12 protein-coding genes are annotated in these 13,646 nt (G+C 57.1%); all 12 read right to left on the reverse strand.

The genetic code is table 11. The features are described 5' to 3' along the window. Entirely contained in the window at window positions 1-933 is a 933-nt protein-coding gene (locus ACFPM8_RS12885) for an SPOR domain-containing protein (RefSeq protein ID WP_378997958.1), read from the reverse strand. 53 nt (window positions 934-986) lie between these two features. Then, on the reverse strand, window positions 987-2,297 hold the full coding sequence (gene folC / locus ACFPM8_RS12890) for a bifunctional tetrahydrofolate synthase/dihydrofolate synthase (RefSeq protein ID WP_378997959.1): 1,311 nt from the start codon (window positions 2,295-2,297) through the stop codon (window positions 987-989). Window positions 2,298-2,360: 63 nt separating this feature from the next. Next, window positions 2,361-3,233, reverse strand: a complete 873-nt coding sequence (gene accD, locus ACFPM8_RS12895) for an acetyl-CoA carboxylase, carboxyltransferase subunit beta (protein WP_378997960.1) — start codon at window positions 3,231-3,233, stop codon at window positions 2,361-2,363. Window positions 3,234-3,328: 95 nt separating this feature from the next. Next, window positions 3,329-4,126: a tryptophan synthase subunit alpha gene (gene trpA / locus ACFPM8_RS12900; RefSeq protein WP_378997961.1), complete on the reverse strand. Its 798-nt coding sequence runs from the start codon at window positions 4,124-4,126 to the stop codon at window positions 3,329-3,331. Window positions 4,127-4,228: 102 nt separating this feature from the next. After that, on the reverse strand, window positions 4,229-5,500 hold the full coding sequence (gene trpB, locus ACFPM8_RS12905) for a tryptophan synthase subunit beta (protein WP_378997962.1): 1,272 nt from the start codon (window positions 5,498-5,500) through the stop codon (window positions 4,229-4,231). Window positions 5,501-5,557: 57 nt separating this feature from the next. Beyond that, window positions 5,558-6,226 carry a phosphoribosylanthranilate isomerase gene (locus ACFPM8_RS12910; RefSeq protein WP_378997963.1) on the reverse strand — a complete coding sequence of 223 codons (669 nt, stop codon included), beginning with the start codon at window positions 6,224-6,226 and terminating at the stop codon, window positions 5,558-5,560. An 82-nt stretch (window positions 6,227-6,308) separates the two neighbouring features. Then, window positions 6,309-7,121 (reverse strand): tRNA pseudouridine(38-40) synthase TruA, encoded by an 813-nt coding sequence (gene truA / locus ACFPM8_RS12915; RefSeq protein WP_378997964.1) that lies wholly within the window; start codon window positions 7,119-7,121, stop codon window positions 6,309-6,311. A 127-nt stretch (window positions 7,122-7,248) separates the two neighbouring features. After that, window positions 7,249-10,266, reverse strand: a complete 3,018-nt coding sequence (locus tag ACFPM8_RS12920; RefSeq protein ID WP_378997965.1) for a motility hub landmark protein FimV — start codon at window positions 10,264-10,266, stop codon at window positions 7,249-7,251. Between the two features lie 206 nt (window positions 10,267-10,472). Then, on the reverse strand, window positions 10,473-11,606 hold the full coding sequence (gene asd, locus ACFPM8_RS12925; protein WP_378997966.1) for an aspartate-semialdehyde dehydrogenase: 1,134 nt from the start codon (window positions 11,604-11,606) through the stop codon (window positions 10,473-10,475). 74 nt (window positions 11,607-11,680) lie between these two features. Next, window positions 11,681-12,751, reverse strand: a complete 1,071-nt coding sequence (gene leuB / locus ACFPM8_RS12930; protein ID WP_378997967.1) for a 3-isopropylmalate dehydrogenase — start codon at window positions 12,749-12,751, stop codon at window positions 11,681-11,683. Window positions 12,752-12,830: 79 nt separating this feature from the next. Further along, window positions 12,831-13,478: a 3-isopropylmalate dehydratase small subunit gene (gene leuD / locus ACFPM8_RS12935; RefSeq protein WP_378997968.1), complete on the reverse strand. Its 648-nt coding sequence runs from the start codon at window positions 13,476-13,478 to the stop codon at window positions 12,831-12,833. A gap of 41 nt (window positions 13,479-13,519) precedes the next feature. Further along, window positions 13,520-13,645 (reverse strand): entericidin A/B family lipoprotein, encoded by a 126-nt coding sequence (locus ACFPM8_RS12940; protein ID WP_378997969.1) that lies wholly within the window; start codon window positions 13,643-13,645, stop codon window positions 13,520-13,522. Between the last annotated feature and the right edge of the window lies 1 nt (window position 13,646).

Raw genomic sequence — 13,646 nt, forward strand, 5'->3', positions numbered from 1 at the left:
TCAACCCGGCACCAAGCTGCCGTTCAGGCCCAGCTTGGCGAGTTTGACACGCACTTTCTCTGCCTCTTCCTTATTGCTGAACGGGCCGACACGGATACGAATGCGCTCGCCGGACTGGGTCGGGATTTTTTGCGTATAGGAGTGAATCCCGGCTTCTTTCAGCTTGCCCTGCAATTCATTCACTTTATCTTGCGATGCCAATGCGGCGACCTGCAGCACGAATTTGGCGGGCTTTTTGTCGCTTGCGGCCGGAGCGTCGGCGCGCCCGTCCAGAATCGCCAATGCGCGTGCCGCGTCTTCATGCCTATCGGCGGTACTAGGGTTTGGTTTGGATTCCGGCCTGGACTCTGGCTTCGGGTCTGATTTTGGCTTTGGTTCCGGCTTGGGTTTGGCCTCCGCCTTGGGCATGCCATCAATCGGTGCGACTGCTTTTGGGGCTGAAGGAGCGACTGCTGTGCTGGTTGCGGCCGCCGGTTTCGGCGGTTGCGGAATCATCGGCGCCACTGCGGTACTGGCTGGCTCGACGATTTCCTCTTGCTGATCGAGGCTGTTGGCATTGCTGACCGGCGTAGGCGCGCTCGATACGGCAGATGCTGCACTTTCTGCCGGTTTGTCGCGGGAAGGGATTTGAATCGCGATATCGTCGGCCAGCGGCTTCTGTTCGGAGTCCAGGATCATCGGCAGCACGATGACAACCGCCAGCACCAGGGCCACCGCGCCGACCAGGCGGCGCCGGGCGCGCTTCTTCTCCGGCAACACTGGATCTACTGCTTCATTGGGATGCTTGCCCGCCTTGCCTTTGCCTCGGCTGCGGCCAACCGGGGCTTCCTCATCGAAACGCGCATCGGATCGGGAATCGGATCGGGAATGATACGCCCCCTGTTCGGAGCTGGTTTGCTGCTTGTTTTTACGAAGAAAAGAGAACAAACCCATGCGATATATTTTGAAAGGTTGACGAGATTTCAGTGAAATTCGCTCGAAAATCGTCAGTGAAATCCAGACTTCCTGGCTTCCATCACGCCAGCAACCGTCAGGAACGATCCGAAAACCACAATTCTATCATTCTCACCCGCCCGGCTTAAGGCATTTGCATATGCTTGCGCTGGAGTAGCAAAAGTCTGGATGCTGGCCTCGGCGTCGGCCCCATCCTCCGCCTTGACCCCGGCCGCCAATAAGCGCTCCTGCAGCTGCTCGCCGCTGGCGGCACGCGGCAGCGGCAACGCGGTCAGGCACCAGTGATCGACGCGGGTCTTGATTTGACTGACGATGCCTTCGATATCCTTGTCCAGCATGGCGCCGAAGACGGCGTAGGTGTATGGATGGAAACCCATATTGTCCAGATTTTGCGCCAGCGTCGCTGCCGCGTGCGGATTATGCGCGACATCCAGGATCACCAGCGGTTGTCCCGGCAATACCTGGAACCGCCCGGGCAAGTCCATCATGACGAAACCGCTGCGCACTTCCTGCGCGCTGACCGGCAATTGGGTGCGCAACGATTCCAGCGCAGCCAGCGCCGCCGATGCATTCAGCAGTTGGTTGGCGCCGCGCAGGCTGGGGTAGCCCAAGGCATTGCGGCGTTGGCCGCGGCCGCCGTAATTCCATTGTTGCTTGTCGCCGGTGTAGTTGAAATCCCGACCCAGCAGCCACAGATCGGCGCCGATCGCGTTGGCATGCTCGATCAACGATTGCGGCGGCACCGGATCGCTGCAAATGGCGGTTTTCCCGGCCCGGAAAATCCCGGCCTTTTCGAAACCGATCTTCTCGCGGGTATCGCCCAAATAGTCGGTGTGGTCGATATCGACGCTGGTGACGATGGAAACATCGGCATCGACGATATTGACCGCATCCAGCCGCCCGCCCAGACCGACTTCCAGGATCACCACATCGAGCTGGGCTGCCGCCAGCAGATGCATGATGGCCAGCGTTGTAAATTCAAAATAGGTCAGCGAAATATCGCCGCGCTGCGCTTCCACCGCCTCAAAACTGGCGATCAGCGCCGCATCCGACGCGGACGTGCCGCCAATCCGGGCGCGCTCATTGAAGTCGAGAAAATGCGGCTTGATGTACAACCCGACCTTATAGCCGGCCCGCAACAGGATGGATTCCAGCATCGCGCAGGTTGAGCCCTTGCCGTTGGTGCCGGCCACCATGATGACCGGACAGGCAAACTGCAGCTGGAGCCGGTCCTTGACTTGCCGCACCCGGTCCAGGCCCATGTCGATGGTTTTGAAATGGCGTGATTCGAGTAGTGCAAGCCAGTCGGCAAGAGTTACCGGAGCGGTCGGCGTATTTGACATTTCAGAGCCCAACGAAAAAGCCCGAACCGTCAACAGTTCGGGCCATAAAAACGACAATCAGCATCAAGCGATGGATTCGGCCGGCTGGTTTTGCAGCAACGCCAGCAAACGCGCAATTTCTTCGCGCATCTTGCGACGGTCGACGATCATGTCGACGGCGCCTTTGGTGACCAGGAATTCAGCGCGCTGGAAACCTTCCGGCAGCTTTTCGCGCACGGTATTTTCGATCACGCGCGGACCGGCAAAACCGATCAGTGCTTTTGGCTCGGCGATCACCACGTCACCCATGAACGCAAAAGAAGCCGAAACGCCGCCCATGGTGGGATCGGTCAGAACGCTGATAAACGGCAATTTCTTCTCCGACAACTTGGTCAGCATGGAAGTCGTTTTCGCCATTTGCATCAAGGACAGCAAGCCTTCCTGCATCCGCGCACCGCCGGTGGCAGTGATGCAAATGAAAGGTACTTTCTGTTCCAGCGCGACTTGCGCGCCGCGCACGAAACGTTCGCCGACGACCGAACCCATCGAGCCACCCATGAATTCGAATTCGAAACAGGCGACCACCACCGGCAAGCTCATGATCGAACCGCCCAGTACCACCAGGGCGTCGGTTTCGCCGGTTGCATCCATTGCAGCCTTCAGCCGGTCAGGATATTTTTTGCTGTCTTTGAACTTGAGGGTATCGATCGGCAATGCTTCCTGGCCGATTTCAAAACGACCGCCGGTATCCAGCAACGCGTCGAGGCGTTCGCGCGCGCGGATACGCAGATGATGGCTGCATTTTGGGCAGACATGAATGTTTGATTCCAGATCGGTGCGGTACAGCACGGCTTCGCAAGATGGGCATTTGACCCATAATCCTTCTGGGATTGACTTGCGGGTCGACGTGTCACTGCGCTGAATACGTGGGGGGAGTAACTTTTCTAGCCAGCTCATGGAGCGACCTCCTTCAGATTTTTTTCCTGCCGAATTGTACCTTTAACCCCGGAATGGCGGTAGTTGGCAAACAGTCACCTAATTACAGCGAAAACTCACTCATCCAGCGCCTTGCGAATCCCGCTGACAAAAGCCTGCACCGCAGCCACCGCCTGCTCGCGCGGCGTATTTTCCAGCTCCTGAATAATCCGGCTGCCGATCACCACCGCGTCCGACACCTGGGCCACGGCCTTGGCGGTAGCGGCGTCGCGGATGCCGAAACCGACCCCTATTGGCAATTTGACATGCTGACGTATCGCCGCAATGCGCGCCGCCACTTCGGCGGTGTCGATATTGGCAGCGCCGGTCACGCCCTTGAGCGAGACGTAGTAAGTGAAGCCGCTACCGACTTTCGCCACCTGCGCAATCCGCTCGTCGGTCGAGGTCGGCGCCAGCAAAAAGATCGGATCCATGCCGTTGGCTTGCATTTTTTGCGCGAATTCTTCGCACTCTTCCGGCGGGTAATCGACCACGATGGCGCCATCAACACCGGCTTCTTTAGCGGCGGCAATGAAGGCATCCACCCCCATCCGCTCCAGCGGATTGGCATAGCCCATCAGGACCACCGGCGTGTTTGCATTGGTTTGACGGAACGTGCGGACATAACCCAGCACGTCATGCAGGCTGACGCCGAACTTCAACGCGCGCTCGCAGGCGCGCTGGATTACCGGTCCCTCGGCCATCGGATCGGAAAACGGCACCCCCAACTCGAGGATGTCGGCGCCGCCGGCCACCAGCGCATGCATCAGCGGTACCGTCAATTCCGGTGCAGGATCGCCTGCCGTGATGAAGGGGATCAAGCCTTTTTTGTTGTTTGCGGCTAGTGCCGATAGTGTTTTTTGAACTCTGGACATGATGTATTCGGATTATTTGTTCTTTTCAGCCCGTAGCGCATGTGGACCATGCACTACGGGGACGGCGGCTAAAGGGTGCTCTAAGTGGCTATTCGGCTTAACTCAAGCCAGCTTCAGCCGCTCGGCGACCGTATGCATGTCCTTGTCGCCGCGGCCGGACAAATTGGCCAGAATGATTTTATCTTTGGGTAAAGTCGCTGCCAGTTTGGCGGCGTATGCCAATGCATGGCTCGATTCCAGCGCCGGGATGATCCCCTCAATCCGGCAACAGGTATGAAACGCGGCCAGCGCCTCGTCGTCGGTGATGGTTTCGTAAGTCGCCCGCCCCGCATCTTTCAGCCAGGAATGCTCGGGGCCGACGCCGGGATAGTCAAGACCGGCGGAGATCGAATGGGTCTCGATGATCTGGCCGTTTTCATCCTGCAGCAGATAAGTCCGATTGCCATGCAAAACGCCGGGCGAGCCGAGCGTCAGCGATGCCGCATGCTTGCCGCTGGCGAGCCCCTCCCCTGCGGCTTCTACACCGACCAGATTGACCTCCTGGTAATCGATATACGGGTAGAAAATACCCATCGCATTGGAGCCGCCGCCAACGCAGGCGACCACGTGATCCGGCTGCCGGCCTGCCATCTCCGGCATCTGCGTCAGACATTCGTTGCCGATCACCGATTGGAAATCGCGCACCATCACCGGATACGGATGCGGGCCGGCGACGGTACCGATGATGTAGAAAGTGTTTTCAACATTGGTCACCCAGTCGCGCATGGCTTCGTTCAATGCATCTTTCAGCGTCTTCGAGCCCGATTCGACCGGCACCACCTTGGCGCCCAGCAGATTCATCCGATAGACGTTTTGCTTTTGCCGCTGGACGTCCTCGCTGCCCATGTAGACCACGCATTCGAGACCAAAGCGCGCGCAAATGGTGGCGGTGGCGACACCGTGCATGCCGGCGCCGGTTTCGGCGATGACTCTCGGCTTGCCCATCCGCTTGGCCAATAAAGCCTGGCCGATGACGTTATTGATTTTGTGCGCGCCGGTGTGGTTCAGGTCTTCGCGCTTGAAGTAAATCTGGGCGCCGCCTACCTGCTCGGACCAGCGTTTGGCATGATAAATCGGGCTGGGACGACCGACATAGTGTTTCAGTTCGCTATGGAACTCAGCCAGGAATTGCGGTTCGTGTTGATATTTGGCGTAGGCTTGCTGCAGTTCGCTCAATGCCAGCGTCAGCGTTTCTGACACGAAGCTGCCGCCGTAGATGCCGAAATGCCCGGTGGCGTCCGGCAGATCGTAATGCGCAGCTTGAGCTTGTTGAATGATTGGGCTGGCAGTCTGCTGGTGCTCGGCATTCTGCTCGATCGGATTGAATGTTTTCATGGAATTTTTCTCTGCAATGTGTGCTGACGGCGCGATGCCGTGTACTGCCAATTTACGTCAGCTGAAACTAGCGTCGGCCTGACGTACTGCGTCAATGAAGGCGCGTATTTTGACAGCGTCCTTGATACCCTTGTCTTGTTCGACACCGCTGCTGATATCGACTGCGAAGGGACGTACACGCTGTACCGCGTCAGTCACATTGTGCGTGCTCAAGCCACCACTTAAAACGACCTGAGGCGCGAGTTCTTTTGGGATGAGAGACCAATCAAATACCTTTCCGCTACCGCCATAATTTTCGACCAGCGTATCCAGCAACAAACCGGCAAACAGCCGGCTGCCGGAGCGATATGCCAACTCGCATTCTAGCAAATCAGCGGCAACAGTTGCAGCGCCAATTCGCATCGCACGGATAAACGGCCGATTTACCTGGTTGGCAATGGCGGCGCACTGCTCTACGTTTTCATCGCCATGAAATTGCAACAAGGACAGCGGCAGCTGTGCGACGACTTCACTGACCTGCTCCGGACTGGCGTTGACAAACAAGCCCACGGTGGTGACAAAAGGCGGCACTGCGGCCATCAGGCGAGCGGCTTGCTGCGGGGCGAGGTAGCGCGGGCTGTTCGGATAAAACACAAAACCAATCGCGTCTGCGCCGGCCGTAACCGCGGCCTGTACATCCTGCTCGCGGGTCAAACCGCAAATCTTGATTCGGGTACGGTGGGTCATTTGGACTATTTAAGCTGATCTGAATGTTCGCAATATACCACTGGCTAGGCATTCCAAAATCGCACCAAAATCCGACACGGGCCTATATCCAGGGCAATATCGCAACCTGCTGCTGCGGCAAATTCCACTTTGAATCGTAGCCTACTTGCGCCAGGTATAAGCCGTCAGGCATGAAGGTCGGCGCGGAGAGGCTGCGGTCGCGCTGCTGCAGCAACTCAGCGATCCATTCAGGCGGCCTCTTGCCGATACCGGCGTAAATCAGCGAACCCATGATGTTGCGCACCATGTGGTGCAAAAAAGCATTTGCCTGCAGGCTGAACACGATCAAATCGCCGCGTTGTTCGATGCGGATTTGGTCCATGGTCCGTACCGGCGATCGCGCCTGGCACTCGACAGCACGGAAAGCGGAAAAGTCATGGGTACCAATCAGATGCGCCGCGGCCTCGCGCATCAGTTCCACGTCCAGCGGACGGAAACACCACCCGACCTTCCCCTCCAACAGCGGGGAACGCACCGGATGGTTGTACAACAGGTAATGGTAAGTCCGTGTCGTAGCGCTAAACCGAGCGTGGAATTGATCGTCGGAAGTGGTCCCTTGATCCGCCTGCGGCGTCTCGCAAGCCCAGCGCACGGCGATCGACGGCGGCAGGAATGCATTCAATCCGCGCACCCAGGAAGACGTATCCCGCGCCAGCTCGGTATCGAAATGCACCACCTGCTCCAGTGCATGCACGCCAGAATCCGTGCGGCCGGCGCAGGTGGTCGCAATCATGGCTTGCGTAAATTTTTGCAACGCGGCCTCCAGCCGGTCCTGCACGGTTTTACCGTTAGGCTGGGTCTGCCATCCTTGCCAAGGGGCGCCGTCATACTGCACCCCGAGAACGATTCGCTTCAATACAACTCCAGTGCCAAAAAGACAGGCGGTAATAGCACCTGCAAAAAAACTCGTCAAGAAATGCAAACGGGCGCCAGCATCTCGCCGCGCCCGTTCAAAGCAAACACCAGCTATTTAATATTGCTTGTTACAGCTTAGCCAGCAATGTCTTGGCAGCATCGACCTGCTCGGCACTACCGCCCTTCAACACTTCTTCCAGCAACTCACGGGCGCCTTCTTTGTCGCCAATTTCCTTGTAAGCGACGGCCAGGTCAAGCTTGGTCGCCATTTCTGGATTGCCGGTCGCTGCAGGCGTGGCTACTTCCGCTGCAACATGACTGACAGAAGCAGCCACCGGTGCTGCGGCGTGCCCCGGAACTGCACTGTCCAGATCCAGACTCATGTCTGGCAGGCTGAATTCGAGCGGCGTTGCCGTTACTGCCGCTTCCTGGACATGTGATGTCGGCGCAGGCGCGTTGACTACCGGTTTAACATCGGCCGGAATATCAATATGCGCAACCGACGGCTCATATTTCGATGGCTGGCCGCCAGCAGGCGGGAACTCGATACCACCCAGGTCCAGCGGTTCGATTGCCGGCGCACTTTGCGCGACAGCCTTTGCCGGCGCTGCGCTGGCAGCGGCTACCGCAGCGGCAGGCGCTTTCTTCTCCAGCTCAAAATCGAGCGCATCCATCATGGATCTGGCGGCATCGTGGGATGGCGACAGCAATACGGTGTCCTGATTGGCGGAAGCTTCGCTACCTAGCACTTCCAGATCGAAATCCATATCGTTCGCATGCGCCTGGTCAGCCGCAGCCTTGGCTTGCTGTCCCAACTCGCCACCTGTCAGAGGCGCCAGCAATTGCACTGGCTCTGCCGCTTTTTCCACCACCACTGGAGCTGCTTGCGGCTGAGTCGGGGCGGTCAGCGAATTGAAGTCGAGGCCGTCCATAGTCTGGGTCGGCGCTGTAATCGCGTTGGCTTTGGCGATCACTTGGTCCTGCAATTTGCCACTGCCATACAAAGGATTGGCTGGATCCACAGTGACTCCGAGTGCAGCAGCCTGCTGCCAGTCGTCGCCCTCGCCGCCCGTCAAGCTATACAGCTCGCTCGCCAGGATTTCAAACGAACGAGGATCTTTGCGATTGGCGTAAATTTCCAGCAACTTGACGCGAATGGCATTGCGTTGCGGTTGGCTGCGCAGCGCCTCTTTCAAAATTTCTTCGGCCTGGGCATCGCGACCATAAGCGATATAGACATCGGCCTCGGCAACCGGATCGACGTTGGTGTCGAGGTGGCTGACCGACGGCACGAAATTCGAATTGAAAATACTGTTTTTGGTATCGACGCTTTGTCCGCCAGTCGATCCAAACAGCGAATTCCCTTTCAGCCCGGTACTGGTCGGCACGCCGCTACTGTCCATGAATGCCTGTTGCAGCTTTTTATTGCGACGATAGCGATAGATGCCAAGGCCGGCCAATATCGCCGCCAGCACGCCGCCGATTGGCAGCAGGAATGGGTTGTCGGTCACACTCGCCAGGAAGCCAGGTTCAGCAGCTGGCGGCGTAACGACCGCAGGCTTGGCCTCAGGAGCCGGAGCAGGAGTCACTGCCGGCGCGGCGGCAACTGCTGGAGCTGGAGCTGGAGCCGGTGCCGGCTCTGCCGCAGCGCTCGCGTCCGGGGTGGACGCCGCGGCTACAGCAGGAGCTGCGGCAGCGACATCGGCTACTGCAGCGGCAGCCGGAGTTGCCACTGGCGTTGCCGCTGGAACTGGAGCTGGAGCCGGAGCGGCTTGAGCGGTTGGAGCTGAAGGCGCCGGAGTCGCTGCAGGCGCTTTTGCTGCGGCATCAGGCGTTGCAGGCTTCACATTGCTGGCTTGATTCTGCAGCTCTGCCAGATTTTTATTTTTCACTTCGAGAGTTTTTTGCAGGTCGCTGACATTCTTCTCCAGCACCTTGACTCGCGCCGCAGCCTCGGCCGCTGCCTTTTCGCGCGCAATCTTTTCTTCGGTCGCTGCGGTATTAGCCGCGCCACCAGCTGCTCCGGCGCCAGCGCCGCGGGACAGCTTCAATTTATCCTTCGATTCGCTCGCCGGCGTGGATTGCTCTTCCACTTTGGCAGTAATTTTGCCGCCGCCGCTTTGCTTGGACTCGCTCGCCTGATTCGGTTCCGCAGCCGCGACTTGACCCGCGAGGTTATTGCGGTAGCTCTTGAAATCCCGGGCCTGAGCCAACACGACCTTTTTCGCTTCCGACGGGGTCACATTGCGCACCGCATCTGCGCCTGGAATCGACAAAATCTGACCGCTGCGCAAGCGATTCATATTCTTGCCGGCGAACGCGTTTTGATTGTTCCGATACAGGGCCACCAGCATTTGATCCAGCGATACGCCGGCTGGCAGGTTTTCGCTGGCGATACGTTCCAGCGTGTCGCCCTTCTTGACGTGATAGTCGGCGCCTGCTGGCTGCGACGTTTTTTGTGCCTGTGCCGCCTTAAAGTCGGCGTCTGCCTGCTGCGATGCCTTCAACGCCATCTTCTCTTCGTCGCTCATCGGCTTGGTTGCACCGGCAGTATTGCTCGCTACCGCTTTCGCAGCGGCTGCACGTGTAGCGGCCGACATTGTCGAACGTTCCGCGGTCGAAGCTGGAGCTGAACGGTCAACACTTGGCGCTGCTGTCGCTGCGGCTGCGCGCGCAGGTGCGGCAATTTGCGCTGGCTGAGCCGAGCGGTGACCAGCTGGATCGAGCAGCACGGTGTATTCACGCAACAATTGCGAACTGGTTCCGCCGAGTTCCATCAGCATGTCGACGAACGGTTCGTTGACCGGCTGCGTCGATGTCACGCGAACAAATCTACGGCCATTACGCTGCTCGATTGAAAACTGCAAGGACATCAAAACCGGGTTGAATTCTATATTGGCTCGCTGATAACTTTCGTGGTTAGCCAGCTTGGCGACCAGTGCCCCTGCTTCATCTGGAGTCACTGAGGTCAGCTCAATTTCCGCGCGTAACGGTTGCCCCAGCGAAGAAAGCACGGTTAATTTACCCAATCCGGCTGCATCCGCGTTGGAAATCAGCATCAATGCGGAAATGACAGCCACATTCAGCGTCTTTAGGCCGGTGGAAATAAATTTATTCGAAGAATTCGGGTGCATGTTGTGTGGCATGAAAGACATTCCGTTGGCGTATATTGAAAAACGAATCTTGCTGGAAGCAAATACTGTATACAGTTTTTTTAAAAATCAAGAATAATTTTGATACTCAGGTGTAACAATGTTTGACGGATATGTTAAACCCGCTAAGACTTTCATTGACGAAAATCTTAGCGGGCAACGTTGCAAACCAGAAACGATACCACAACTATTGGCGTAAATCAGATATCTAGCACAATACGCAACATTCTGCGCAGTGGTTCCGCGGCGCCCCACAAAAGTTGGTCGCCGACGGTAAATGCCGACAAATAATCGCCACCCATTTGCAATTTTCGCAAGCGACCGACAGGAATTGTCAGGCTGCCGGTGACTGCCGCCGGGGTCAGGTCGCGCATCGATGCTTCACGATTGTTCGGCACCACCTTCACCCATTGATTATTACTGGCGATGATGTCGCTGATTTCATCCAGCGGCACATCTTTTTTCAGCTTGATGGTCAATGCCTGCGAATGGCAGCGCATGGCGCCGATCCGAATGCATAATCCATCCACTGGAATGGCCTTGCGATCGCTGCTGAAGCCTGCGCCACGACCAAGAATCTTGTTGGTTTCTGCGCTGCCCTTCCATTCTTCCTTGGACATGCCGTCGCCCAGATCCTTGTCGATCCACGGGATCAGGTTGCCGCCCAGCGGCACGCCGAACTGCTTGACTTCATCAGGCGCCATCGCCAGCTGCTTGCCCAATACCTTGCGATCGATTTCGAGAATTGCCGATTTCGGATCATCCAGCAGTGTCTTGACTTCCGCATTGATCGAGCCGAATTGCGTCAGCAATTCGCGCATGTGCTGGGCACCCCCGCCCGATGCCGCTTGATAGGTCATCGAGGTAATCCATTCGATCAGATCCTGCTGGAACAGGCCGCCCAGGCCCATCATCATGCAGGACACGGTGCAGTTGCCGCCGATGTAGTTTTTGACGCCGCGCTGCAAGCCGTCCTTGATCACATCGAGGTTGACCGGATCGAGGACGATGATCGCATCATCTTTCATCCGCAACGTCGATGCGGCATCAATCCAATAACCGTTCCAGCCTTCGGCACGCAGCTTCGGGAAGATCTCGCTGGTGTAGTCGCCGCCCTGGCAGGTAATAATGATGTCGCATTTTTTCAACGCCCCAATGTCATTGGCGTCTTTTAATGTCGTTTCATTTTTCGCCAATGCCGGTGCTTTACCGCCGGCATTTGAAGTTGAAAAAAATACCGGTTCAATATGGGCAAAATCGCCCTCTTCCTGCATCCGCTGCATCAGGACCGAACCCACCATGCCACGCCAACCGACTAAACCAACCAGTTTCATTATCGTTCCCTCAAACATACACGGGAAAAGCCCCGCAACTTCATACTCTCGGCAGTACCGCTCGCCAAATCGCTTTAAGCCAATGCCTTGACTACCGCATCGCCCATCTCTTTGGTGCCAATTTTTGTCGTGCCTGCCTCATAGATATCAGCAGTACGCAAACCTTGTGCCAGCACCTTTTTGACAGCTCGCTCAACCCGGTCAGCCTGCTCCGCTTTGTTCAGCGAGAAGCGCAGCATCATTGCAACCGACAAAATGGTCGCCAGCGGATTGGCAATGCCCTTGCCCGCGATATCCGGCGCCGAACCGTGCGACGGCTCGTACAAACCCTTGTTGTTGGCATCCAGCGAAGCCGAAGGCAGCATGCCGATCGAACCGGTCAGCATCGCCGCAGCGTCGGACAAAATGTCGCCGAACATATTGCCGGTCACGATCACGTCGAATTTCTTCGGTGCGCGCACCAGCTGCATTGCCGCATTGTCAACATACATGTGATCGAGTGCGACATCCGGATATTCCCGGTGGACGTCGGTAACGATATCTTTCCAAAATTGGAAAGTTTCCAGCACGTTGGCCTTGTCGACGCTGGTCAGGCGCTTGTCGCGCTTTTGCGCGGCCTGAAACGCCACATGGGCGATACGGCGGATTTCCGACTCGGCGTAGCGCATGGTGTCAAAGCCTTCGCGCTCGCCCTTGAAAGCGCCGTCCGGCGCAATGCGCACGCCGCGCGGCTGCCCAAAATAAATATCGCCGGTCAATTCGCGGATGATCAGGATGTCCAGTCCGGACACCACTTCCGGCTTCAGGGTCGATGCGCCCGCCAGTTCTGGATATAAGATTGCCGGCCGCAAATTGGCAAACAGGCCGAGATTCTTGCGCAGTCCCAGGATCGCCTGCTCCGGCCGCAAGGCTCGCTCCAGCGTGTCGTACTTCCAGTCGCCGACGGCGCCGAACAAAATGGCATCGGCTTCCTGCGCCAGCTTTAGCGTGCCATCCGGCAGCGGATGACCGTGGGCGACGTAACCGGCGCCGCCCACCGGCGCGCTTTCCAGCTCAAATTTCTCGTCGAGCGCATTCAGGACGTTGACCGCTTGTTCAACGATTTCGGGACCAATGCCATCGCCTGGCAAGATTGCAATTTTCATTTTTTCCTGGAATTTTCTTGGGAATTCGGTTGCTCAAAAAAACGCTGACGGCGGCGCTCGGGAGCAGAATCAATACAATTCAAATCGTATTGCCCAGCCACGGTTGCGCAGCCAAATGACGCTCTTCAAAATCGCGAATCTTGTCGGCCTGGCGCAGGGTCAGTCCGATATCGTCAAGACCGTTCAGCAGGCAGTATTTGCGGAATTCGCCGACTTCGAATGGATAGCTGAGGCTGCCGTTGGCGGCGGCGACCAACTGTTTTTCAAGGTCGATGACCAGACGGAAGCCCGGGACAGCCTTGACTTCGTCGAATAGACGATCGATCTGCGCTTCCGGCAGGACGATGGGCAGCAAGCCGTTCTTGAAGCAATTATTGAAAAAGATATCGGCAAAGCTCGGCGCGATCACGGCGCGGAAACCATATTGATCAAGCGCCCACGGCGCGTGTTCGCGCGACGAGCCGCAACCGAAATTTTTGCGGGTCAACAGAATCGAAGCACCTTGATAACGCGCTTGATTCAAGACGAAATCAGGGTTCAGCGGACGACGGGAATTATCCATGCCTGGCTCGCCATGATCCAGATAACGCCACTCGTCGAACAAATTCGGACCGAAACCGGTGCGCTGAATCGACTTCAGGAATTGCTTCGGAATGATGGCATCGGTATCGACGTTAGCGCGATCCAGCGGCGCCACCAAACCATCCAAAACAGTAAATTTATTCATGACTTTTGTATTCCATTATCGGATTGCGTGCATGCGCTCTATCATTTGCCCTGCATTTTTTCGCCGACGTGCTCGATGTCCTTGCCAAAACCGTGAACGGTATTGCAGGCCACCAGCGTGGATCCAACGGCAATCAACAGAAAGAGTGTGACAATTTTTTTCATCATT

This window comes from Paraherbaspirillum soli, from assembly GCF_042654985.1.
GTDB classification, from domain to species: domain Bacteria; phylum Pseudomonadota; class Gammaproteobacteria; order Burkholderiales; family Burkholderiaceae_D; genus Paraherbaspirillum; species Paraherbaspirillum soli.